Origin of the sequence: Bdellovibrio sp. HCB290, assembly GCF_047305925.1 — a bacterium.
Lineage (GTDB): Bacteria > Bdellovibrionota > Bdellovibrionia > Bdellovibrionales > Bdellovibrionaceae > Bdellovibrio.
In genome coordinates this window covers 3,124,004-3,148,414 of record NZ_CP178620.1, presented here as the reverse complement: position 1 = coordinate 3,148,414, position 24,411 = coordinate 3,124,004, and the positions used below count along the sequence as shown (strand labels likewise).

Sequence of the window (24,411 nt, the reverse complement as noted above, 5' to 3'; positions counted from 1 at the left end):
ATGGGGCTGGGCGCCGGCCTTCCGAGGTTCTGCAAAGTGCTCCGCCTTACTCGGACAGTCCTCGCTCTTGTTGGTTTTGGGAGTTTAAAATCGATTTGGGTTCGATGGTGGTTTGTTGCTTCGTGTTTACTACAGAGGCCTGCGGAACTCGACGGCGGAGCACTTTGCAGAACCTCGGAAGTCCTCGTTCATCTTAACATCGATTATACCGCTGCCTGCAGTTCCTGCAGGGCCGCTCAGCATCTTATATATGTCGCGATATTGGCTTCGTTGCGTGGGGAGAATGTATTAGGAGGCGTCGTTTAGAAATTTAGAATAAATATTCGGTGTCGAATTGACCTGGGCGGCTCTTGTTTTTGAATCCTAACTCTAATTTCCAATGTCCAATTTCTATTAGTGGGTGGGGATTTTGGATTCTTTTTTCTTTTGGTCTAGTTGGGTTTCTGTCGTTGGAATATTGGCGCGGAGCTCAGATTCATTTGTTGTGCCAATTAGTTCTTTTAGTTTTTGGGCGGGGTCTTTTTCCTTTTCCAGGGCTTTGCAGCGTTCGATGAAGATTTGGAAGTTGTTGCCGCTTTGTTGGTATAGGGTTTCGAAGTCCGCAAGGTCGGATAAATAGGTTTTATAGACTAGCAGTCTCGCGTTGTTCATTGGGGTGGTGGCGAACTTTTCGTAGTTCTTGGTTTTCATTTTTGGGAGCACTTGGGTTTTGAATTTTTCCTGGATGCCGGCGATGCGTTCCATTCTTCGGCGTTCGGTGTGATCGGCTTCGGGGATGTTTTTGTACCAAGTGGCTAAGTCGCGCAGCTCTTCAGAGATGAACTTCGAAAATGTTTTGTCGTCTTCGTTGTCTTTCTTGATGGCGGCCAGGGTCGGGGAGTTTTCGCCTTCGACTTTTAAGTAGTATTGTTCTGCGCCCTTGTTACCCAGAAACATTGCCAGTCGTTCGTTGAAATCGGCGGAGCCTTTGATGTACAAAGTGGCGTGCACGGTTTCGTGGATGATGGTGTTGACCAGGTCATAATCCTTATAGCGAAGCATTGAGCTTAGCAGGGGATCTTTAAACCAACCCAGCGTGCTGTAGGCGGAGACACCTCGCATGTAGGTGTCCAAGTTTTCTTGTTGAAGTTCCACTTCTTGTTCTTTGGCGGACTCTTCATTGAAGTAGCCTTTGTAGGGCATTTTTCCGACAAAGGGATAAGACCATTGATAGTGTTTTAGTTCCCACTTGTAAGCCGCACTGACCACGTAGGTCACATAAGGACGATCCAGCTTCACATACGATGTGTAGTTTTCAGTGGACTTCAAATGCAGATCGTTTTCAGCGAAGGTGCGGGCTTTCTGGGCCAGCTCCAGTTTACTTTTTTCCTGATCTGAAATGTTGGGATCTTTCAACGCCTGTTCAATGGGAACGCGGGCGTTTAATAATTTCATTTGATTGTAGGCAGAGCTTGCCAGGTAATTAATCTGGCAACCAGTCAATAACGGAAGCAAGACCAGCGCGAATTTTAAAGCATCCACGTAATACCCGCGCGAATGGCAGAGTCATTAGTTTTGGAGCCGCCACCAATCGGAGTTTCCCAGGCATCATAACTGAATTTCAAACCCATGGATGGAGTGAACTGAACTTTCAAACCTACACCATATGATGGAGCAACCGCACTTTCTGGTGCGTTTTCGTATGTGTCCTGGTTCTCAATTTTAATGGTTTGCTTACGATTGATCTGCGCCATACCGCCTTTGACGTACGGTTGAAACAGGGCTTTTTTATCTGCCAAAATCAAAATCAGATCCGCCCCCATGATTTGTGATCTTTGAACTGTGGTTCGCTTTGGGTCTGTGTTGAAGGCCTTGGACACGACGACGGATTGAGCATCGGTGTAGCTCAACTCAAGAGCGATTCGTTCCCACAAATAAAAGGACATAGAACCCGTAACGGATTCCATTTCATTATAGTTGTTGGCGTCGTAGGTTTGAGTTTTGTGACCGTATTGCGCACCCAATTCAACGTTAATTGCATGTGCTGAAACGGAGAACATTAAAACGGTGGCTGTAATGAGGCCGAATAAAAATCTATTCATATTACCTTAGATATTACCAAGGCTTAGTGGCGAGTGACATGAAAACTGGCCGCGTCTGGACTAAAAGGACAAGAAGTTCTACCATGGTCCTATGAAAGAAAAGGTCTTAAAGTGCGGTTTACCTGAAAGCGAAGAAGAACTCAAAAGATTGCTCACACCAGAGCAGTATAGGATCATGGTCGAGAACGGCACCGAGTCTCCATTTAGAAATGAATTTTGGAATCACACCGAGCCCGGTGTGTATGTTGATGCGGTTTCGGGGACACCTTTGTTTTCTAGTCAAGATAAGTTTGATTCCGAGTGTGGCTGGCCCAGCTTCACGAAGCCGATTTCTCCGGACGTACTGGTGGAAAAACCCGACTTCTCTCACGGTATGATTCGTATAGAAGTGCGTGCCAAAGATTCAAACGGTCATTTGGGTCACGTTTTCGATGATGGCCCGGCACCTCTGGGTACGCGTTACTGCATCAATTCTGCAGCTCTTAAGTTTGTTCCGAAAAAATAAATCTTTAGCGGCTATTCACTAAAGTGGGTGGCGCATAATTCACGGTGAACGTGTAGCGTAGATGAATGAATCCGTCTTCTTCAATCATTTCCTGCGGAGGATTTGGGAAGACGCGGGCTTCGCGGAAGGCATTGACGGCAGCGCTGTCAAAGTTCTTGATCCCGGATTCTTTCATTATGATGGCTTTTTGCAGAAAGCCTTTTTTATCCAGTAAAAATTCAACCTGAGTATTCCAGTTGCGACGGCTTAGGCTCATGGCCATGGATGGATCCATGCCATTGATCGCTGTTTGTACGCGGGATTCCCAGCGATAGCGGACCAGCTCTTCTATACGCGCGTAAAATGAATAGAACAAGTATCGATCGGTATTCAAAGCAGTGAAGGAACCGATGCTGACATCAGTGGGTAGCATTTCTCCAGTGGTGGACTGCCCTTGGTTCAGGGCATTCATCGCTGCAAGCTCCTTGGCAACATCCACAGCACGGTAGCCGTCTTTGTCGGTTTCAGTTTTGTCGACTTCTGTTTTTTTCTGTGCCTGTTGTTTGTTTTTCTCGGAAGTAGGCTTTGGCAAAGTCGAAGTGTTGGTGCGGTTCTCTGTCATACCGGAATCAGCTGCTTGCATCTCTTTGAGTACGCGTTGGCGCTGTTCAGAAAGGAAGCGCGCCATGGATTCATCGTCAGGAGCCTTCAATTTATCAGGAGCCAATGCCTTACGAACGATCTGTTGATTGGTTTTGGATTTGCTCAGCGTATTCGCTGGCGGAGGAGAGGCCAGGCTGATCTCAATCGTCTCCGCTTTTGGAGTTTCAAACATGGGCGCGAAGACTATCATTCCCGTGATAAGTCCCAGATGCAGCAGCAAGCTGATCGCCATGGTTACGAATATAAACGCGTGAATCCTCTTCATTGTCTCATTTTAAGCCGGAACTGGACCAAAGTGCAAGGTGGCTAAAGTTGAAACGTTTTCTGCCGATAAGTTTTCATAGTCACAGGGGGATTAAATGGGGAAAGTTTTAGACATTACGACACGCCTAAGAACTCAGAATTCTTTGGAAATTGGCCACAAAGGCAGCAAAGGTGAGGTCTTGGATATGACGGAAGCTCGGCAGGAAATGTTGAGCCGTGAGCGTCGTGATGTGAAGCGCACCATTTTGACAGAGTTCGTAGGTGCTTTCGTCGTTCTTCCCGAGCAAGGCCTGATGAAAGTGGCTTTGTATGACATCTCCGAAAATGGTTTGGCATTCGATTTGGACTCTCAAGAAGGCAGCTTCCAATTGGATGAAGAAGTCGCAATGCGCGTCTATCTAAATCACTCTACGTACTTCCCATTCACAATCAATGTTTCAAATATTCGTAACATCGAAGATGAAGGTACCGTTCGTCACGGTGCTAACTTTGTGAAGGGTACCTTGAATGATGTTGCACTTCATCATTTTGTTAAGTTCATTGAAAACGTCAGCGCTTCGTTAAAGACGGACTCTGGCGATGTTCAAGTATCAAATATCTCTTAGTCAGTAATATTTCAGTCAGGAAAACCTTTTCCGTAGACTTTGGTCGTGGGATTTGTTGCAATTTAGCTGTGGGGTTCACCGCAGGCTAGGATGCCTCAAGTCCCATTGTCTTTTTGTCACGGTAATATGCCGTGCTACTACGGAGGGTTTGTCCTTGAGCAAAGCTAAACGCAGAAAAGTTGTTGTCGATACCAATGTGATCCTTTTCGATGCCCAAGCGATCATGCGCTTTGGAGAGGCTGATGTTCATATTCCTATCTCCGTTATTGAAGAAGTAGATAGATTCAAAAGAGATCAGGGCGAGAACGGTCGAAATGCCCGTCAGTTCAGCCGCTTCATCGACGTGCTTCGTGGTAAAGGCTCTTTGGCAAGTGGTGTTCAGATCGATAACTCTGAAACCATGGTATACATTAATACGGACTACATGCTTGCAGGGATGCCTGCAGAGATGGATGCTCAAAAGGCAGATAACCGTATCTTGAATACGGCTCTGGCACTACAAAAACAACATCCTCGTTATAAAGTTGAGTTGATTACGAAAGACATCAATCTTCGTATTAAGGCTGACGTTTACGGTGTGGTTGCAACAGACTACGACGCAAATGATATCAACCGCGACGATTTGTATGAAGGTTACCAGGAAATCGCTATCACTCCGGCGCAGATCGATTCTTTCTATAAAGAAAAACGCTTTGTGACCGATGTAAAACTTTATGCGAATCAATATGTGATCATGAAGGATGCATCGAATCCAAATCACTCAGCAATTGGCCGCTACAGCGAAGCGGAAAAAGCAATCGTTCCGTTGGTGCAAGCCGCTGATTCTATCTGGGGTATTCATGCACGCAACGTGGAACAGGCTTTCGCATTGGATTGCTTGCTGAACGACGAAATCATGTTCGTCTCTTTGGTTGGTAAAGCTGGTACGGGTAAAACTTTGATGGCGATTGCAGCAGGTTTGCATAAAGCTTTGGATCAAGGCCAATATCAAAGATTGTTGGTTTCCCGTCCGATTTTCCCAATGGGTCGCGACATCGGTTACCTTCCTGGTGACATCGAGCAGAAATTAAATCCGTGGATGCAGCCAATTTTCGATAACGTTGAGTTTCTGATGGGTGCGGACAAAAAAGCGGCGGGTCGTGCTCAGGAATTAATCAATCAGGGCATGTTAAACATTGAGCCGCTGACTTATATTCGCGGTCGCAGCATTCCTAAGCAATACCTGATCGTTGACGAAGCACAAAACTTGACTCCGCACGAGATCAAGACAATTGTTACGCGTGCCGGTCAGGGGACAAAAGTTGTCCTGACGGGCGACGTTTATCAGATTGATAACCCTTACGTAGATTCAGCGAATAGCGGTCTAACGTACGCGGTTGAAAGATTTAAAGGCCACGCAATTGCGGCTCACGTAACCCTGACTAAAGGTGAACGTTCGCCACTTGCAGAGCTAGCAGCGAATATCATGTAGGAGTAGGTAATGCAGGTTCCAAATGTAGATGTAGGTTTCACTAAGTCAGCAACAGTAACTGTGACGGATAAAATGGTTCGTCAATTTGCTGAGTTGTCTGGAGATCACAACCCAATCCATTTGGACGACGCTTACGCGGCTAAAACTCGTTTTGGCCGTCGTATCGCTCACGGCATGATCTGCGGAGCTCTGATTTCCAGAGCTCTTGTAGAATGTATCGGCGAGGGCGGAATTTACCTGGGTCAATCCATGAAATTCGTTAACCCGGTGTTCATCGATGACACGATCACTATCACCATCAAAATCACAGCGATGCGCAAAGAAAAAGGTATCGCCACTGTTGAAACCAATGTGACCAAAGAAAACGGCGACATGGTTGTGAAGGGTGAGGCAGTGATTATGATGGCGAAAGACTTCGCGCTGGCAAAGTAATGAATCCGGTATTTCATCTTGTTTACGTCAGTCACGCATCGGACAGCCTAAGCTACACTGACATTCGTAACATTTTGAATTCTTCACGCAAGAACAACGCCCGCGATAATATCTCGGGCGTTCTTATTTTGCGCGAAGGCCATTTCCTTCAGGTTCTGGAGTGCGATGACGAGCATAAGGTGCGCCACCTGGTAAATGTCATTCGCAATGATGACCGAAATAAGAATTTAAAAATTTTGATCGAAACCCAAAGTGAGAGACGTCTGTTTGGTGATTGGTCTATGGCATTTTTGGACGGGGACATAGAAGCAAATACCACCAAGGATCTGCTGGAGTTTTTCGAAGTGTGCCTGGATAGCGGCATCAATCACAAGACGCTGATCATGCCTTTGATCCGCAGATTCCGCGCTGCCGCCCCTAATTTTCAATAGTACATAATATACCCTTCAAACCTGCGCCAGCATTGGGTTTTGTTGAAAATGGCGAACTTTTTTACAGCGATTTTATAATCATTGATCAAGTATTTTACGAACTGTTCCCAGAGTGAGATTGCTTTGAAATTCATCCGAAGATATCGCAACAATGTGTAGGTACACGCACATTAGGAGCGATAGATATGAAGAATCTAGGATGGGCCATATTACTAACAATGAGTGTTACTCTTACGGCATGTCTCGAGAACCAAGGTAGCGTTGAATTTGGTAGCGCAGGCTCCGGTAGCAATACAAATGGTGATTTTAGCGTCGTTACTGAACCTTCTCCGACACCATCCCCAAGCCCTGAAGAAAGTCCGACACCGACTCCACCTGCAGGCGAGTCCGCAGTGTTTCAAATCAACGGTGGTGCGAAGTTGACGGATTCTTCCAATCTTGAGTTGTCTTTTATTTCTGTGTTTTCTGCGGCTTATTTGAAGCTGTCTGAAGGTGCGGATTGCTCTGGTGGTACATGGGAGTCTTTCGTAGATTCCAAAATGTATCAAAGTGCCAAATCAAATCAAAATGTGACTTTAAGTGTTCAGTATAAGGACTACGACAACCGTGTTTCTGAATGTTTGAACGCCAGCATCCTGATTGATGAAATGGGCCCTGAAATCGTTTTCTCGAAATATCCGAACTCGACTGTTGAAGAAGGTTCTGATGTAGAGATCGTATTCACAGTGACAGACGCCGGTGCCGGTGTTGATAAAGTGACTTGTACTTTCGCGGGTGTTGCTAAACCCTGCGCGGCTGGCACAAACACAATTAAAATCCCAAGTATGGTTTCCGGAACTTATACATTGGCGGTATCAGCAACAGATAAACTGGCTCATTCATCTGGAAAATCCATCACTTTTGAAGTGTCATCTAAATATAGATCCCTGGTTCAAACTGTTCAGGTTACACCAAACAAAAAAGTCGACTTGTTGATCGTGATCGATAACTCGGGCTCTATGGAATACGAACAGAAAAACATGGCGAAACGTGTTCAGAATCTGTTGAGTGTGATCAAAGGTTTGGACTGGCAGATCGCGGTTACTACGACGGATCCACGTGACGTGAAATTGGGTGACGGTCGTCTGGTTGAATTGACTGGTAAAAAAGGTTCCTACATCCTGACTTCCGCAATGGCAGATGCAGAGGCACAAAGCCTGCTGGGTGCGACTTTGCAAAGAACTGAAACTGGTAGTGGTGACGAGCAAGCGGTTTATGTAACTTACCGTGCAATTGAAAGATCTCTTTCTCAAAGCGGTGGTAACGTGAACTTTGTCCGCCCGGATGCGCAGTTCTCAGTACTTGTGATCTCTGACGAAGATGAATCTAAAAACGGTACTAAAAATGATCCGCAGTCATTGTTGAACTTCGTAAGCCAAACTTATGGTGGTCAAAAAGCATTCAGCTTCCACTCCATCATCACTCGTCCAGGCGATACAGCTTGTAAGTCTACGAATGGTTATGCTTACGGTTACCGCTATGAACAGTTCTCTAAACTGACTGGTGGTGTGATCGGTGACGTGTGTGCGGCGGACTATGCAGCGCAAGTGACTGGTATCGCAGATGGTATCCGTAAAACATTGAAAACTTTCACTCTGACTTGTGCTCCAGTAGTTGATGCTACGAAAGCCGTGACAGTAACTAAAGATGGCCAACCATACTCTGGTGCTTTCACAGTGAACGGTGTGAATATGGTATTCTCTAATGACCTTCCACAAGGCGAATACAAAGTTTACTACTCTTGCGTAAAATAGTTTTCAGGGAAATGGATTTCTCAAAAACTGAAAAGCCCGGTCTAAGCCGGGCTTTTCTTTTTTGTTTTTGTTGAAGTGGTTTGTGCGCTGCCGCATCCGTATCGGATGTGGAAATTGCGGATTTGTTAATTTATTCCGCTGGAACAGTACTGGCGATTAAGTCCCGAGCATATAGCAGGGTTCTATGCTGGATTTTCTTTTTATTTTCCTTGGAGCTTCGTCACCAGATCGGCCCAGCCAGTTCGTTGGTTGAATTTCAAACCATGATATCTTTCGATATAACCGCTGTAATCAGAAGATGAAGCTCCGGTCGGAAGCCAGATCGAAACACCATAAGTTCTTGTGTCCTGATTCTGGGAGTTCGCAATGACAAAGGTATTCTGAGCATCACGCACAGCTTGCATCGCTGGGGTGCTGATGCCGTTGCGGGAAACTAAATCCACGAAGTCGATCACGTCGCGATAGTCAAAATAAGTGAAAAGCTTTGCGTTCTTGGCAGAGCGCGCGACTTTGAAAATATCGCCATCACTCAGACCGCGAAGTTCTTCGCCCAATTGTTTCAGGGATTTTTCATAAGTATCAAGCTGAGACAAATCATAAGCGGACATCGTGACACGGCGATGGCCATAGACGCCGCCGTTATAAGCTGCCAGATACTCTGCCGCGTGGACTTTAACCAGGTCAGCGGGTGACATGGCGGGGTTGGCAAACCACTTGCCCAGGAAGGCTGCGTAAGGCCAGCCAGCGCCGGGTTCCACATCCTGGGATCCCAGATAATATTGAACAGAGTCTGACATCTCGGAAGCGACTTCCACCATGCCCATCAGGCAAGCGTCGGAAGAGTACACATCCACTTTGTGGCCGATGATTTTTGCCGACTCTGCCATTGCCTGACCCAATTGTTCTGTCGTGATGCGATTGCCAGTGTTCTCATCCCAAGAAATATCCATCGGACGAATCACGCCGGGCACGTTTAACAAGTGCCAGCCGCCACCATGATTCCAAACCACGATGAAGTATTTTTTTGCAGGATAGTTTTGGTTGGCCCAGTCCACGAATTTGACTAGCTCTTTCCAATCACCCATGTCCACAGATCCCAAGTTTTGTACAACCGGAGAAGTCACTGTGCTGGTTTGGCTGTCTTTTACGATCAAGTGGCGAGTCACATTATCACGGCTGGCAGAGGCCCATTGAACCAGAACGTTGACCTGATCGCTGGATCCCAGTTGTTCCATTTGATTGATATTCATTGGACCGAAGCTGTCCAGATTGTTATTTCCGTTTAGGAAAACCAACATGTTCCATTCTTTGACTTGTTGGGAAGCGGCGGTTGCCAAAGAGGATGCAAGCACAAGCATGCACACCGTAATAACGCGCAAAAGGTGATTCATTTTTCCTCCGTGAAAAATGGGGTCTTTGCAGGATAGCACTATAGGTCGTCGTTGCCACCACTCGTTAACAAATGTTCAGGACCTTGGTCGGTGCCAGGTCCTACTTACGGAAGCACCGCAGAACTGTTCTTGGATTTCATGCGCGTTAAGCTGCAAGCCGTTTTTAAAAATTGAAATGCATCGATTTAAATCAGCGCCGTTTGCATTTTAAAGCATTCAATGGCTTTACCGCCAATTGTTACTGAACTCTGTGGGGCAATCTGTTTAAATCCAACATTTTCATAGAATGTTTTTGCAGTTTTTGTAGCTGACAGATGAATAGTTCGAATGTTTTTCTTTTTACATTCTTCGATCATCAATTTAACGATCTCTTTTCCGAAATTTTGACCTACAACTTCTGGAACAAAATAGAGGCCCGCGACTTCTGCTTCCGAATCACCTTGAAATTGCAAATGTCCAAAACCAAAAATGTTACGATTCTGATCGGAAATAACCCAAACCATATCTTGATCCATAGTATGACACCAACGATCCTCTTGAAAATTCAAGCCAGACCATGCCGTGATTTGCTCTGAGCTGTAGTCATTTGAGCAAACCTCCCTTATGGATCTTCTGTGTGCATTTATAATGTTGGCTGCATCTTCGTGAAGTGCACGTCTAATCATAGGTTTCATAAGAATATGATGTTTTCATCAGAGAGCTCCGTCAAGAGCTGATCAACATACATATGCGTCTAATACAATCGAGGTATTACAAAGCTTTTGCTTAGTGTCCCGACACCCTGCCGTTCTAATTTTTCAAGAGCGAAAGCAAGGCCAATGAAGTGGACTTCATGGCTTTAGGGTTGTTTTGCATTCTTGCGATTTGCAGTGCCCCTTGGGTTGTGGCGTGGATCAGTGTGGCTGTTTCTTTTGGTTTCAGGGTTGGTCTGATGGTTTTGGATTTAATGCCTTCAGCAACGGCCTTCGTTAACCACTCTTGGATTTGTTCCTGAAGTTGGCAGACTGTTTTTTTTAGGTTTGGCGGGAGGGTGTTGTAGTCGATGCAAAAGACTCCTCCAGGGCACACCTTAAGACCATCTTGGGAGAACATACTATACATATCGATGAACTTTTTGATTTTCTCCAAGGAATCGAGTTCTGCGTGCTTTTGTGCCCATTCTTGAAAAGAATTAGAATAGTCCTCGATCAAAGCCAATCCTAGATCTTCTTTTGAGGCAAAATAGTAGTGCAAGCTGGCTTTGCGGATGCCCAGTTCGTCAGCGATGTCTTGAAAGCTAAAGCCGTTATACCCGCGTAATTGCAGGTGGTTTTTAGCTATTTCAAGGGCCAGGGTCTTTGTGACTTGCTTTGTTTCGTTCATAGGCGTATTCTACCTACCAGTAGGTAGATTATCAAGCCAGAAAAGGACTGCGTATGAAAACCAAACAAATGAGACCCATTGCGATTCTAGCGGGATCCAGAACTCCGTTTACTAAATCTCAGACGAACTATGTTCGCACTTCCAATCAAGAGTTGATGACGGCAGTTTTGCAGGATTTGGTGAATAAAACTAATATCAGAGGCGTTCGTGTGGGTGATGTTTCCACTGGTGCAGTTATGAAAAATGCGGCCGATTGGAACATGACTCGTGAAAGCGTTCTTAGTTCCGGTCTTGATCCGCATACACCAGGCTATGATGTCCAAAGAGCCTGCGGTACAGGTTTGGAAACAGCCTGGCACATTGGTTTGAAAATCGCAGCTGGTCAGATTGAAAGTGGTATCGCTGGCGGTACGGATACGAACAGTGATATTCAAGGGGTGCTGCCTCATGAATTCACTTGGAAGTTGATGGATGCGCAAAAAGAGAAATCCCTAGCGGGTCGTCTTGCGAAATTCGCCAAACTTTCATTGAAAGATTTAAAACCAAAATTTCCTGTTGTGGTTGAGCCGCGCACAGGACTTTCCATGGGACAGCATACAGAACTCATGGTTAAAGAGTGGAATATCTCTCAGGCCGAGCAGGACAAGCTGGCATTTACCAGTCATCAAAATGCCGCAAAAGCCTGGGATGCAGGATTCTTTAAAGACCTGGTTTTTGATTTTAAAGGACTTAAAAAAGATACGTTGGTTCGTGGTGACACCACTCTTGAAAAGCTTGCGAAGCTAAAACCCGCGTTTGATAAAACCGGAACGGGAACACTGACGGCAGGTAACAGTACGGCATTGACCGATGGTGCTTCGGCGGTGCTTTTGGGCAGCGAAGACTTTGCTCAGAAACATAACTTGCCAGTGCTGGCTTATCTGACTGATGCCGAGGTCGCAGCGGTGGACTATGTTGGTGGCGAGGGCCTATTGATGGCTCCGACCTATGCAGTGGCGCGCATGCTTGAGCGTAATGGACTGACTTTGCAGGATTTTGATTTCTATGAAATCCACGAAGCTTTCGCAGGTCAGGTGTTGTGCACACTGAAAGCGTGGGAATCTGAAGAGTACTGTCGTACGAAACTGGGTCTTTCCAAAGCGTTGGGATCTATTGATCGCAGTAAATTGAATGTGAATGGTGGATCCTTGGCGCTGGGGCATCCATTTGCGGCAACAGGTGGTCGTATCCTTGTATCACTGGCTAAGATGCTTTCACAAAAAGGCAGCGGTCGAGGACTTATTTCCATCTGTACAGCAGGTGGAATGGGTGTGACTGCAATCGTAGAAAGATAATTTCGTGACGTGACAACTGACAATGATCTTATATGATCATTGTCAGAGGTCATATTTGGTTTTGAAGCACGTACTTGCACTTATCCTGTTCGTAACTCCGGCTTATGTTCAAGCCCAGGATGTGTCCGTTCCTGATCCTCAAAAAATCACCAGTAAGAAAAGAAAAAAGAAGTCAGCAAAAGTTAAAACTGATTCCGGGTTTATGTCTTCAACGGGACGGATCATCACTGATTCCCGAGACGTCGTATCCGATCGTGTGATCCTGCTTGCCAATAAAGTCGATGGTTTGTTCGGTAACGATCGTGCGTTGGATGAATACTATAAAAGCAGTCTTAAGATCACGACTTCCAGCTTCTACAATGCCAACACCGGTACTTTTGATAACAATTTCTCCACCTCGTTGACTCTAAGTTTGCCCAACCTGAAAGAGCGTGAGCGCGCCTTCAATGACTATTGGACTCGTAAACCGGATCAGCCTCCCACGTCTGTGTTGGATGAAGACTTGATTTCTATAGAAGAGTACAAAGAACAAAATCCCTGGGATTTTGCGACTGAAACGGGAGTTCGTTGGAAGTGGCCCATTGCTTATTTTGGGAAGCTTCGTTTGTCGCGAAGCTATCTGACTCAAAAATGGGTCGACTATTGGCAAAATGAAATTGGCTGGGATTCAGAAACTTTGTGGGCCAGTAAAGTCGCAGTTACATCGGACTACGCATTCAGTAAGTATTTTCTTTTTCGTTTTCTGAACCAGGCCAACTGGTACATGAGTGAGCCGTCAGTTTTCGGTACGGTTCATGGTCCGTCGTTGATTTACAGCTTTGAAGATAAAAGTCTTTTCTCCACAGATTTTAGATTTCTGACAAGATCCTATGAGCTGGAGATGTACGGTGAAGGCTACGCCGTTGGATTCACCTATAGAACAGGTTTCAAAAAGGCCCCATGGATTTTCCTGGAGTTCAGTCCCGCATGTGCGTGGATGTACGCCGACGGCTTCACTCCCTCGACCTCCATCAATGTGAAGCTGGACTTCCTATTCGGTCGCGAAAAAACCTCCGCCCCGAAACCCACAAATCCTCTCGATATTCTTTAAAAGGTGCCAGGTCCTACTTCTTATCTATGCGCATAAAAAAAGGGAGTTCTGTAGAACTCCCTTTTTCGTTTTAGCTATTAGATAGCAGCCTATTTTTTCAAAGGCTTTTGGATGATGTGGATCGCGTGACCCAAAGTCGCCTCGGCACATTCCATGATCGTCTCGCCCAATGTTGGGTGAGGGTGGATTGAAAGAGCCAAGTCTTCAATGCGTGCGCCCATCTCGATCGCAAGAACTGCTTCAGAGATCAAGTTCGAAGCTTCAGGACCTACGATGTGAACACCCAACAACACGTGAGTTTTCGCATCAGCGATCATTTTTACGAAGCCTTCAGTTTCCATCATGCTCACAGCGCGGCCGTTAGCACCGAATGGGAATTTACCGATCTTAAGCTCAGTGTGACCCTTCGCTTTTGCTTCAGCTTCAGTCATACCCGCAGATGCGATTTCTGGGTCTGTGAAGACAACCGCTGGAACTGTTTTCGCGTCGTAAACGCGGTTTGCGCCAGAAATAACTTCAGCAACCAACACACCTTCGTGTGAAGCTTTATGAGCCAACATTGGTTGACCACAGATATCACCGATAGCAAAGATGTTTTGAACGTTCGTTCTGCGTTGAGCATCCACTTTAACAAAGCCACGCTCGTCAACCGCGATACCCGCAGCTTTCAAGTTCGCTTGGTCGCCGTTTGGACGACGTCCAACAGTTACCAGGATCTTATCGCATTTAACAACTTCGTCTTTACCGTTGATCTCAACAGTAACTTCGTAGCCGTCTTTGGCTTTTTTCTGAGATTTAGCTTTTGCACCGTACATGATTTTTACGCCCGCTTTATCAAGCTTACGTACAACGATGTTTGCGCAATCTGGATCAACTACGCCAGCAAGCAATGAAGGCATTGCTTCGATCACAGTCACTTCAGTACCCAATTTGCGCAGGTAAGAAGAGATCTCTAGACCGATATAACCACCACCGATAACTGCTACGCGTTTTGGAATTTCGTCGAATGCCAAAGCGCCAGTTGAAGAACAGATGTCTTTTTCGTCAAACTTAAATCCTGGAATTTCAATTGGACGGGACCCTGTCGCCACGATGAAGTACTTAGCCGTGATAGACTCAGTACCTGCAGATGACTTAACAGAGATTTCTTTAGAAGATTTGAATTCAGCGTCGCCCTTAATATGAGTTACGCCGTAACCTTTAAGAAGTTGACCCACACCGCTCGACATTTTGTCAGAAACGGATTGTTTCCACTTCACAAGTTGCTTCATATCAACGTTGATATCGCCTTTGATCATCAAGCCCATGTCTTTGAAGTTGTGTTGAGCTTTGTGAAGAAGGTGAGTCGCAGTGATCATTGCTTTAGATGGGATGCAACCCACGTTCAAGCACACGCCACCCAAGAATTCACGTTCGATAACTGCTGTTTTAAAACCAAGTTGAGCAGAGCGGATAGCGGCAACATAACCGCCAGGACCCGCACCGATAACTACTACGTCAAATGATTGTGCCATCTACAGCATCTCCACCAAAAGTTTACCAGGATTCTCGATACGGCCGATGAAGGCAGCCAAGAATCTTGCAGCCAATGCGCCGTCGATCAAACGGTGATCGGCAGTCATTGTGTAGTTCATCGTTTTGATAGCTTTCAATTGGCCATCTTTGATAACTGGTTTTTCGTCGATTTTGTACATACCAAGGATCGCCACTTCAGGGTGGTTGATCACTGGAGTCGCGTAAGTACCACCGATAGAACCGATGTTCGTCACAGTGATGCAAGCGCCTTTCATTTCATCTGGTTTCAACTTGCCATCGCGGGCACGTTTAGAAAGGTCGATGATTTCTTTAGAGATTTCCAAAATCGTTTTTTGATCCGCGTTTTTGATAACTGGAACAACCAAACCTGTTGGAGTGTCAGCTGCGAAACCGATGTTGAAATATTTTTTGTAAACGATTTCACCAGCAGCATCGTCGATAGATGCGTTGAACATTGGGAATTCACGGATCGTCGCAATCATGGCTTTCATCACGATTGGAAGATAAGTGATCTTAGTTCCGTTTTTCTCTGCGAAGTCTTTCAAAGACTCACGAAGCGCAACCAAAGCATCAACCTTAGCTTCATCCATGATAGTGAAGTGAGGGATGATTTGTTTTGAACGCTGCATGTTTTCAGCGATACGTTTGCGGATACCGATAAGAGCTACGCGCTCTTCCGCTGCACCAGCAACACCTTGGTATGCCGGTCTTGGAATAGTCATGCCACCAGCAGCTGGAGCTTTTGCAGAAGAGGTGGATGCAACAGCACCACCGCCCGCAGACAATACGTCTTCACGAGTTACGCGGCCAGCAAGACCAGAACCAGAAAGACCGTTGATATCAACACCAGTTTCGCGAGCAAGACGGCGAGTCGCCGGAGTCGCAAGAACTTTAGAATCAGCAACAGGCGGGAAGATGCCGTTTGCTGTAGCTGCAGAAGAAGTAGCTACTGGAGCTGCCGCTTTTGCTGCTGGAGCCGCTGCCGTAGCAGAAGCTTGAGGAGCTGGAGCCGCCGGAGCCGCTGCTGCACCACCACCTGCGCCAGTCAAAGTGATCATAGTAGATCCAACTTTAACAACGTCGCCGGCTTTGAATTTCAATTCGCCAACTACGCCGGCTACTGGAGTCGGAACTTCAACAGTGGCTTTGTCGGTTAGAACTTCAGCGATCGCTTGATCAGCTTTTACAGAGTCACCAGATTTAACCAACCATTTTACTAGTTCGCCTTCTGTAACACCTTCACCAAGTTCAGGAAGTTTTACGTCTTGTGCTTTACCCGCCGTCGCTGGGGCTTTGGCGGGCTGTGCCGCTTGAGCTGGGGCTGCCGTAGAAGGAGCCTTGTCCGCCGTAGCTTTAGCGGAGGAGGATGCGCCATTGCCATCCAATGCGATCATCGTCGAACCAACTTTAACAACTTGGCCCGGTTTAAATTTCAAATCTTTTACAGTACCAGCTACTGGAGATGGAACCTCTACAGTTGCTTTGTCAGTCAAAACTTCAGCGATAGGTTGATCTGCTTTTACAGAATCACCAGGTTGAACCAACCATTTTACCAATTCACCTTCAGTAACGCCTTCGCCAAGTTCAGGCAGTTTCACATCAGTTGCCATGCAGGGAGTTCCTTTCAATATTAGCCTTTAAAATCAAACACTCCCTTCTATTTCGAGGGGGCTCGATTTGCACCGATTAACACTATGCATAAATAAATTGGTTTTTCCCTCTGCAACATAGCGGTTTCAGAGTTGAATTCGGAGGTTTGGCATTGCTATTTTACAACCCGAATTGAGGGCTCCATGAAATATTCTCGTAAACTCCAGGAAGGCACCTTCCTAAAACGCTATAAACGCTTCTTTGCCGACATTGAATTCCAAGGTCAGACCATCGTGGCGCATGTTCCCAACACGGGGAGTATGAAAAGCGTCAATAACCCCGGCCAGCTGTGCCTGTTTTCGGAGTCCGACAACCCAGAGCGTAAATTGAAATTCACCTTGGAGATGATCAAATCCCCGGGCGGTTCATGGGTGGGCGTGAATACGGCGACTCCAAACACGGTGGTTAAAGAAACGGTCCTGCGAGTGATCGGCAAACACAAAGATGAAGTGGGCGGATTCGCGCATTGGGCGTCTTTTGATGAAGCTAAACCTGAATATAAAATCTCTGCTGAAACTCGTTTGGATTTTGCGCTTAAGAAAAAAGACACCGACAAAATGCACTTCATCGAAGTGAAAAATGTCACTTTGGGTGAGGACGGGGTCGCGAAATTTCCAGACGCTGTCACTGAGCGCGGGCAAAAGCATTTGAAAGAACTGATGGCTTTGATGGAGCAGGGGCACTCAGCCGAGTTGGTCTTCACAGTGCAACGTCATGACTGCGGAACCTTTGCACCAGCGGATGATATCGATCCTGAATATGGAAAACTTCTGCGCGAAGCTTCGGCGAAGGGCTTGAAAATTTCCCCATTCGTTGTGGATCTGACTCCAACCGAAGCCACTCTTTCAGAGATGACTCTGCCGGTTCACCTTTAGCGGCGTTAGGTTAGTGCTCGAAAAAAGTGGTGGAAAGTAGATACAAAGTATTTTGCGTGTCGGGTATGTAGTACACACCCACAGAGGGACGAGAGAACATTGCTTTTGGGCGGAGCTGTGACCAAGCCACGCCCACGCCTGCATTCAAACGTTCGTAAGGTGAAAGTCCAGCCTCACGCAAATGACCGTATGCCAATGTCAGCCATTCACGATCTTTTATTTGATATTGCACATCCAGACCGTATTCCGCCTCGCACTTTAGGGAATAAAGAAAAACCAAAGCGTCTTTGGATTCAATATGTCCGCACACCTGATTCGCAAATGGTGAAAAAGTGGTGTTTTCATTCCACTCAGGGCGATAATTTAAACCCAGCTGGATTGAGCGCAGCACCAGTTCTGGTCTGTCGACGACTCCTCCGCTAGTCCTAGCTTCAGATTTAAAGCGCGTTTCGGTAAAGGATGCAGCCCAGTCGACTTGGTCGCCGCGATAGAAGTTAACTTTTACAGTGTAATTGCTGCTGCCAGAGGCGGTGGCATAAAACATCGGAACAGTGCCGATTTCCAGGCGAGGCAATATCCCAACACTCACGGCATTCATCAGCATGTGAGAGTTCACGTTGGCGCCGCCGGTCCGCTGGTAGCCGAACTGCCACTGTGGCAGTGTGCGTGCTGAAGTACTGACAACCGGATTGAAAACAACCCGCTTCTCCGAAGCAGAGTCAGTTCCCGCAAAAGCGGAAGCCCCGAAAAGTAAAATAGTCAGTGAAACCAAAAAACGCATGTTCGCCGGTGATACAAGATAGGTGCCAGCAATGAGCATTCACAAAGCCTCGGATTTAGCTTTTAACTTAGATACTGTCCCTGACCGGGTAAATTTTCTGCAAGTGACTAAAACCTCATCAGATGTGTGGACTTCTCTGGTTTGAATCTCTGATTTCAGGACCTTTACAGCAATTTGCGGTACGGAGATTCCAGGAAGTTTGGAAACGTTGAAAATCTAAGTAGAATAGGATGGATGGCTGTGGCTCACTCCCTTATTCTATTTTTGATTTCTGTAACCGCGTTTGCCCAAAGTGAGCCGGATTATCAGGCCTTGTTCAAAAATCTGGAAAAGCTGCGAACTGAAATAAGCCAAAGTGAAAAAGCGGCTGTTGCGTGCGAAGTGCCGACCGTAACGCAATGTAATTTTGGTGATTATTGCCAGCAGCTGCGCAGTCAAAGTCAGAACTTTTATCTCTATAAGAATGGGGCCGGTAAATCAGTTCCGAATTTCTTTTTTATTCGTTTGGCAAAACAAGTTGAAGGCTGTCTGGATAAACGTCTGCCCGAAGTCGACACCCAGGATCCATTTATAAATCCGGTCAAGCTTCAGAAATCAAATCCCGCTTACCAGACAGAACTGGCTCGGACGACGGGGATTTTCGCGGATGTTAAGAAGCGAGCGGTGGCATTGTTGGAAACACGCCGAACTACTGAAAACTCAGCGCAAATTGATCAGGAAATTAAACGTATCAATGCTGTAAAAATGGCGAGCCCCCTGTTTAAGGACTCTTTTGAAATGCAGAGGGCGGGGTGTGATATGCCCAATGCCGCCTACCAATCCGACAACAACTCCATCACAGTGTGTCCCCAACTTCTAAACTTGCCTGATTCAACGCTGTTTTCGTTGTTGTCTCATGAGATTAGTCACTCGATAGATCCCTGCAATGCCCATAAGCACATCAGCGGAACTTCAGTGCCCGTCGGTAAAAATCCACTGCAAAACGTGGTCGCTTGTTTGAAAAGTTCTTCTTCCATGGGAGCCAAAGAGGTTTCAGAAAAAGAAATCATTGCGCGCATCTCTAAGGAAGAGTCCGACCTCACCAAGGAGTTTGGAACTTTGTCATCGGACTTCGTGGATCAATTTAAAAAACGAAAAAAAGAAGTAAGCGAGAATTTTTCAACGCATCAACATTGCCGCGGATTTTCCGGGAACTCAGATATGCAAGAGGGCTTTGCAGATTGGATGTCATCTAAAATCCTGGCGCAAAAAGTTTCTGAATTCACGGATCCCCAGCAAGCCAAAGACTTTGCTTACGAGTCGCAGTTGTTTATCGCAGGTTCTGAGTGTCAGAACGTGAAAGTCGCTGCCATCAATAGAGTTGCGGCGGCAGTTGAAAAAGACTGCCCCCCATTTGCCGAGTATAAAGATATGTTGTTGAATCCTGAAAAGTATCAACAGGACTCTAGTGATGTTCCCCATCCGAAAACGTCACGGCGTGTGGACAAAGTTTTGTTTGCGCCCGCTGAAATTCAAAAAGCACTCGGATGTAAGGCGGATTCCAAGACTTCAGTTTGTGAATGAAATTGAATAAGACGCTTACACTTCACGAAAGTCTCGTGTCCACAATTCTGACAGAATAAAAATGTTTAAAGTTGAAACATGAGCGAGCCGAAAACCTCTGTGTAACCAACACGGAGGTCCTAATGACATTCAAACGAACAAAGAATGTTCTGGCTTTACTATCCGTCACTTTCTTAATGGCAGCCTGTGCAAAAGGCGGTTTTGAAAGCTCTTCTACAGTTTTAGCTGACGATCCAGACACAGAACAATCCGCAGGTGATTCTGCGCAAACAATTCCACCGGCGGAACCCGAGGTTCCTGATACGGGGGGCGGTACTGATTCAGGAACTTTGACTGATGCTCAGGTTCTTGCGAAATACTCATACGTGGATACTGGTAAAACAGTGAATCAGACGATGTTGAAAAATGCGTTGCTGTATTACGATAAGAATTTGAAATCGATCAAAAACTCTGACTATTTGTCAGTGTTGGATTTCAGTCTTTCTTCCACGAAAAAACGTTTCCATATCATCAATATGAAAACGGGTGATGTATGGAGCATTCACGTGGCACACGGGAAAGGTTCTGATCCAGACCATGATGGCTATGCGAACAGCTTCAGTAATACATCGGGTTCAAATGCAAGTTCAGTGGGTGTCTATAAGACAGCTGAAACTTACAGTGGCAGCCATGGTTATTCCCTGCGGTTGGATGGCTTGTCTTCCACCAACTCAAGAGCTCGTTCCAGAGCGGTCGTCATCCATGGGGCTGACTATGTTTCGGAATCCAGTGTGATTCAGGGTCGTAGTTGGGGGTGCCCGGCGGTGACGATGAGTTATCGCACGAAATTAATCGACATGGTTAAGGGCGGATCAATCATTTATGCATCCGCAACCAAGTAGTTCAAAAAAGCATCGAATTTAACGAAAAAAGCCGTCTTTTAGACGGCTTTTTTTATTGTTTGAAGGGGGCCAAGCGGTTAGTAAAGTTTTAACTGCTCGCCAACCAGTTTTTTTAGGTCATTTACATAACCCGAGTACTCATTCAAATCCAGGCGCTCATCTTTGCGAACGTGGGCGCTTGGATCGTTGTATTGAGTCAGTTCGATCACATCGGCATGGGAAGAGATCTCTGCAAAGCCTTCTTCTTCAAGAGTCGTCATAAGGAAATCAAGATCGTGAGCATCGCCACCCTCTGGGAATTCCAGGCCACGCATTGCCATCATTGCTTTCAAATACAACTCGCAAGCTTGTGCAAGATTGTAACCAGCGATGTCGTGTTGGGAGTCATCATTCATCGACTTTTGCGCGATATCAAGATTGTCTTGGGCTTTCAGAATTAAAGATTTCGCTGTCGATATGCTCATGATGTCTCCATTCCCTGGTGCTTACTTTTGCAAAGTAAATGTCTTTGTAGGACTCCACGGAGAAGCTTGATTTGGGTTTCTTCCACGAAGCCTATAATACCAAGTGCCATCTTTTATCTCTGGAGGCAATCTATATTGTCTGGCTTCGACTTTAAATAGTTTACTTTCCTTAAATTCAGAATTTTGTGCGATCTCAAAGTCGTACCAACCGGCTCCCAGAGTTTGTCCCCACTTGAAGACCACAAAGTATTTTCCGTTGTTGTAAGGGAACTTTGCTCCGTTAGCAGGCTCTTCCACTGTCGCCAATTGCAGACGTTCAATTTTTTTGTATTCCACAGCAAACACCGTTGTGGGAGCAAAAAAGTAGTCAGTCATTGCGGAAATAGGAGTCACTTTAAAATAATACCAGCCAATGTCTTTGACTGGAGTGAAAAATTCGATGTTTTTAGTTTCAAACTTTTGAACTTGATCGAATTTTTCATTGCGAGAAACCTCTACCACGTATTTCAGCGCATTCTTTCGATGTGTCCAAAGAATATGAAGCTGGTCGATACTGCCTTTGGAATCTAGGTTGGCATAAGCGATTTCATATTTCTCAATTGTCGGCCCAGGGAGGAATCCTTTGACCTTCACGATATTAGAAGGCGGGGAAAGTTCGCCCTCCGCAGATTGTGCAAGAACGCGGATGTATGATGCATCTCGTTGGGAATGCATAAGGTCGTAAGTGTTTTCAGGCACACGATAGCTTCTAAGAATTGAACCAAATGTGTTGGTGTTATTCAGTTCCACAATATATTGAGTGGCATACTTCACATCACTCCAACCTAAATGAACTTTGGCAAGATCGGGGCCCGCCAAGATCTCCTGAGGATTCTGTAACTGAGGGGCTGTCAAAGGTGGGCGCAGAGCTTGGGTCATCACATTCGACCAACCCTGAATCTCTGAGGCTCCTTTCGCACGGCGCGCGCGAACGTAATAGGTCCCGGGTTTTGAAAGGGAAATGACATCCTTGGTTCTGCTTGTTTGCTCATGTTCAAGTCTTGAGAACGTTGAGTCCATACTGACCTGCATGTTGAAGGTCTCTTCAGGTTTTGCATCTTTAATTTGCAAGCTTAAGTTCCACTTGTTTCTTTCAACGAATTTCAGTGTTAGCTTTTCGATCTGAGTGGATAGAGCGGCGCTGATCGTAAACGATTGAGTTTTACTGTATTCGGTGCGCCCCAGTGTCTGTTCAAAGGACAGACGCCAGTAATACCGACCCACGCGCTCCAATGGTCTGATTTTTGTGAAGTTGTCTTTTTCTGCGGTGATTCTTATTACGTCTTGAGAAAAGTCTGAAACATAAGATATCTCGACGGTTGGTTTTTTAAAGACGGGTTCCCATTCAAAGCGAATGCTGTCGTTGGTGTAAAAGACCGAACCATCCAGCGGCAACAGCAACGACGAGTTGTACTCGTCGGGTGTTTTAGGTGCGGCGGCTTTGGCTTGTTTGTCAGCTTCCTTCGCCGATTGTTCTAAGGCCAGGCGTTTTTGTTCTTCTTCGTGAAGCAGCGTTGATCCCTCTGACACCAGAGTATTCGAAGGCGCAGAGTTTTCCCCCTCTTCAGAAACGGCGATCACACGGTAATAGACTTTGCGAGGACTGCTATGCTGAACAGCTGACTCAACTGTCATAACTGTTTTTTGGGACATTACCGCCGCAAAAGAAGTCGTGTTCGACGATTGAACTATATATTGTTTCGCAAAAGGAACTTCATACCATTTGATTTCTGAAATGACATTGCCAACGCGGTCTTCGGTTCTGTCTGTGAACTCAATGACAGGTGCTTTCAAGGAATCGCGAATCGTTACTTTTTGAGCTGCAGACCATGGGGAGAATAGCCCATTGCCAAAGTTTTTGCGGGCTCTGACAAGATAGTCCCCAGGCGAATCCAAAAGTGATGTGAAAGGCGCTTTGCCCATAAATCCATCTTGGAGGGGAGTAAAGCTTTCAGACTTGCTGACCTGAAAGTCGAAATTAGATTTGTCGTCATCTAATATAGTCGTTTGAACTCTCCAAACGCCTTTACGAATATAGTTCGGAGCGGAAACTTGCACGCGAATCGATTCAACCTGACCAACCTTAAAGAAAGAAGCTCTTGAATATGCCGGAACACCATCTTTGATGGAAACCAATCTCCAAAAAACATCACCTTTCATTGTATTTAAAGGAATAGGGAAAAACTGTTGCGAGGAAACATCGAGATCGGTCACACCATCTGCAAAGTCGGGTTGTGATGAATATTGAAGACGCAGATTAGAGGCATCGGTCGTTTCCCATTTGAAGAACACGGGCTGCGTCTGTTCGCGTACGATCTCGCCATCATAAGGAGCTAAGAGATTAAATGATGTCGAGGGAAGTTCTTTGGCGATGATTTGTTTGCTGGCTACTCCGCCTTGATTGACAGTTCCCGCCATTTCAAGCGTGATAGAAGTTCCTGTGGCAAGATCTGTTTTACCGCTGACATTTTGTAGGGTCAGATTACCCAGGGCCACTGAGAGAGCGAGCTTTTTATCAGTTTTTTTAACATATATATCATAGGCATCCTTCGAGATGATCTTAAACTGACCATCATCAAGGTTTAAGACCAAGGGATCCATTTGGCCTTTGCCGCTTTTTAGATTGAAGCCACCGTCATTGATTTGCAACGCGATCAGTGCGGGATTTTGCTCGACTTGTGACAGGCGCAACAGAGTTTCTTCATTCAGTCGAACCTTGCGATTTTCTGCGAATACCAATAGGGCCGAGGATTTCGGGCCGACAAAGATTTGCGATCCATCGTAAACTTTGCGACCATCTTGAGCGTCTTTCCAGAAGAACGTGCGCGTGTATTTGTAGCGCACTTCATTTTTCAAATCTCGCAGTACGCCCAGCGGGCGCCCCAGATTTTCTTCTGAAGGCTCCGTTGTTTGAGTCAGATAGATTCCAGCAATTCCTAAAACGACAAGTGATGCAACAGCCAACAATATGTTTTTCTTCATGCATTTATAGTTCCATTTGTTTGGTGTGAATTCACGGGCTAGCGATCAGGTTACGACCTCAGCTAGGCAGGCGAGTGTTTGAAAGTGTTCGGGGTTGTTCGGCGGATTTTAGGGGATATAGTTTTTTTTGCGCGTTTAGAGTGCCGAGTGACCCCTGATATTCACTACAATTCAGCTCGCACCTTTTTTGGTAGAATTTCCGTTCGAAAAAAGTGACCTGTACCAAAAGAGAGCTCTCA

The 24,411-nt window shown here is 46.0% G+C and carries 22 protein-coding genes; 11 read left to right on the top strand and 11 right to left on the bottom strand.

The features are described 5' to 3' along the window. Positions 1–393: 393 nt before the first annotated feature. Both ACLVWU_RS15315 and ACLVWU_RS15310 read right to left on the bottom strand, forming a co-directional pair. The gene (locus ACLVWU_RS15315) at positions 394–1,521 is read right to left on the bottom strand and encodes an aminopeptidase (RefSeq protein WP_413575724.1); all 1,128 of its coding nucleotides are present in this window, start codon (positions 1,519–1,521) and stop codon (positions 394–396) included. Further along, positions 1,509–2,081, bottom strand: coding sequence for an outer membrane beta-barrel protein (locus tag ACLVWU_RS15310; RefSeq protein WP_413575723.1), 573 nt, complete (start codon positions 2,079–2,081; stop codon positions 1,509–1,511). The genes ACLVWU_RS15315 and ACLVWU_RS15310 overlap by 13 nt, the downstream gene beginning before the upstream one ends. Before the next feature lie 91 nt (positions 2,082–2,172). Between ACLVWU_RS15310 and msrB the strand changes: the two genes are divergently transcribed. Beyond that, entirely contained in the window at positions 2,173–2,586 is a 414-nt protein-coding gene (msrB, locus tag ACLVWU_RS15305) for a peptide-methionine (R)-S-oxide reductase MsrB (protein WP_413575722.1), read from the top strand. A 4-nt stretch (positions 2,587–2,590) separates the two neighbouring features. On the opposite strand, the gene ACLVWU_RS15300 is transcribed toward msrB, so the two are convergent. Further along, positions 2,591–3,493: an energy transducer TonB gene (locus ACLVWU_RS15300; RefSeq protein ID WP_413575721.1), complete on the bottom strand. Its 903-nt coding sequence runs from the start codon at positions 3,491–3,493 to the stop codon at positions 2,591–2,593. Positions 3,494–3,587: 94 nt separating this feature from the next. On the opposite strand from ACLVWU_RS15300, the gene ACLVWU_RS15295 reads away from it, so the two are divergent. The 5 genes from ACLVWU_RS15295 (at position 3,588) to ACLVWU_RS15275 (ending at position 8,224) form a co-directional block, all read left to right on the top strand. Beyond that, positions 3,588–4,097 (top strand): PilZ domain-containing protein, encoded by a 510-nt coding sequence (locus ACLVWU_RS15295; RefSeq protein WP_413575720.1) that lies wholly within the window; start codon positions 3,588–3,590, stop codon positions 4,095–4,097. Between the two features lie 154 nt (positions 4,098–4,251). After that, complete coding sequence (locus tag ACLVWU_RS15290) at positions 4,252–5,568, top strand: PhoH family protein (RefSeq protein WP_413575719.1); 1,317 nt, start codon at positions 4,252–4,254, stop codon at positions 5,566–5,568. Positions 5,569–5,577: 9 nt separating this feature from the next. Further along, positions 5,578–6,000 carry a MaoC family dehydratase gene (locus ACLVWU_RS15285; RefSeq protein ID WP_413575718.1) on the top strand — a complete coding sequence of 141 codons (423 nt, stop codon included), beginning with the start codon at positions 5,578–5,580 and terminating at the stop codon, positions 5,998–6,000. Then, positions 6,000–6,431, top strand: coding sequence for a BLUF domain-containing protein (locus tag ACLVWU_RS15280; protein ID WP_413575717.1), 432 nt, complete (start codon positions 6,000–6,002; stop codon positions 6,429–6,431). The genes ACLVWU_RS15285 and ACLVWU_RS15280 overlap by 1 nt, the downstream gene beginning before the upstream one ends. Before the next feature lie 185 nt (positions 6,432–6,616). Next, positions 6,617–8,224, top strand: a complete 1,608-nt coding sequence (locus ACLVWU_RS15275; RefSeq protein WP_413575716.1) for a hypothetical protein — start codon at positions 6,617–6,619, stop codon at positions 8,222–8,224. A 200-nt stretch (positions 8,225–8,424) separates the two neighbouring features. Here ACLVWU_RS15275 and ACLVWU_RS15270 read toward each other — a convergent pair whose 3' ends face one another. The 3 genes from ACLVWU_RS15270 to ACLVWU_RS15260 form a co-directional block, all read right to left on the bottom strand. After that, positions 8,425–9,615 carry a clostripain-related cysteine peptidase gene (locus ACLVWU_RS15270; RefSeq protein WP_413575715.1) on the bottom strand — a complete coding sequence of 397 codons (1,191 nt, stop codon included), beginning with the start codon at positions 9,613–9,615 and terminating at the stop codon, positions 8,425–8,427. Positions 9,616–9,800: 185 nt separating this feature from the next. Then, positions 9,801–10,289, bottom strand: a complete 489-nt coding sequence (locus tag ACLVWU_RS15265) for a GNAT family N-acetyltransferase (RefSeq protein ID WP_413575714.1) — start codon at positions 10,287–10,289, stop codon at positions 9,801–9,803. 115 nt (positions 10,290–10,404) lie between these two features. Continuing rightward, positions 10,405–10,977 carry a TetR/AcrR family transcriptional regulator gene (locus ACLVWU_RS15260; RefSeq protein ID WP_413575713.1) on the bottom strand — a complete coding sequence of 191 codons (573 nt, stop codon included), beginning with the start codon at positions 10,975–10,977 and terminating at the stop codon, positions 10,405–10,407. A 53-nt stretch (positions 10,978–11,030) separates the two neighbouring features. Here ACLVWU_RS15260 and ACLVWU_RS15255 point away from each other — a divergent pair, with 53 nt between their 5' ends. Together ACLVWU_RS15255 and ACLVWU_RS15250 are read left to right on the top strand one after the other, a co-directional pair. Then, positions 11,031–12,311 (top strand): acetyl-CoA C-acetyltransferase, encoded by a 1,281-nt coding sequence (locus ACLVWU_RS15255; protein WP_413575712.1) that lies wholly within the window; start codon positions 11,031–11,033, stop codon positions 12,309–12,311. Between the two features lie 61 nt (positions 12,312–12,372). Then, positions 12,373–13,401, top strand: coding sequence for a hypothetical protein (locus tag ACLVWU_RS15250; RefSeq protein WP_413575710.1), 1,029 nt, complete (start codon positions 12,373–12,375; stop codon positions 13,399–13,401). 89 nt (positions 13,402–13,490) lie between these two features. Here ACLVWU_RS15250 and lpdA read toward each other — a convergent pair whose 3' ends face one another. Then, entirely contained in the window at positions 13,491–14,915 is a 1,425-nt protein-coding gene (gene lpdA / locus ACLVWU_RS15245; protein WP_413292828.1) for a dihydrolipoyl dehydrogenase, read from the bottom strand. Next, positions 14,916–16,547 (bottom strand): 2-oxo acid dehydrogenase subunit E2, encoded by a 1,632-nt coding sequence (locus ACLVWU_RS15240; RefSeq protein WP_413575709.1) that lies wholly within the window; start codon positions 16,545–16,547, stop codon positions 14,916–14,918. Positions 16,548–16,730: 183 nt separating this feature from the next. On the opposite strand from ACLVWU_RS15240, the gene sfsA reads away from it, so the two are divergent. Further along, on the top strand, positions 16,731–17,462 hold the full coding sequence (sfsA, locus tag ACLVWU_RS15235; protein WP_413575708.1) for a DNA/RNA nuclease SfsA: 732 nt from the start codon (positions 16,731–16,733) through the stop codon (positions 17,460–17,462). A gap of 10 nt (positions 17,463–17,472) precedes the next feature. Here sfsA and ACLVWU_RS15230 read toward each other — a convergent pair whose 3' ends face one another. After that, on the bottom strand, positions 17,473–18,282 hold the full coding sequence (locus ACLVWU_RS15230; protein WP_413575707.1) for a hypothetical protein: 810 nt from the start codon (positions 18,280–18,282) through the stop codon (positions 17,473–17,475). 201 nt (positions 18,283–18,483) lie between these two features. On the opposite strand from ACLVWU_RS15230, the gene ACLVWU_RS15225 reads away from it, so the two are divergent. Further along, positions 18,484–19,806, top strand: a complete 1,323-nt coding sequence (locus ACLVWU_RS15225; protein WP_413575706.1) for a hypothetical protein — start codon at positions 18,484–18,486, stop codon at positions 19,804–19,806. 122 nt (positions 19,807–19,928) lie between these two features. Continuing rightward, positions 19,929–20,687 (top strand): murein L,D-transpeptidase catalytic domain family protein, encoded by a 759-nt coding sequence (locus ACLVWU_RS15220; RefSeq protein WP_413575704.1) that lies wholly within the window; start codon positions 19,929–19,931, stop codon positions 20,685–20,687. A gap of 77 nt (positions 20,688–20,764) precedes the next feature. Here ACLVWU_RS15220 and ACLVWU_RS15215 read toward each other — a convergent pair whose 3' ends face one another. Beyond that, complete coding sequence (locus ACLVWU_RS15215; protein ID WP_413575703.1) at positions 20,765–21,151, bottom strand: HEPN domain-containing protein; 387 nt, start codon at positions 21,149–21,151, stop codon at positions 20,765–20,767. Between the two features lie 21 nt (positions 21,152–21,172). After that, a complete protein-coding gene (locus tag ACLVWU_RS15210) occupies positions 21,173–24,172 on the bottom strand; it encodes a hypothetical protein (RefSeq protein ID WP_413575702.1) in 3,000 nt (999 codons plus the stop codon). Between the last annotated feature and the right edge of the window lie 239 nt (positions 24,173–24,411).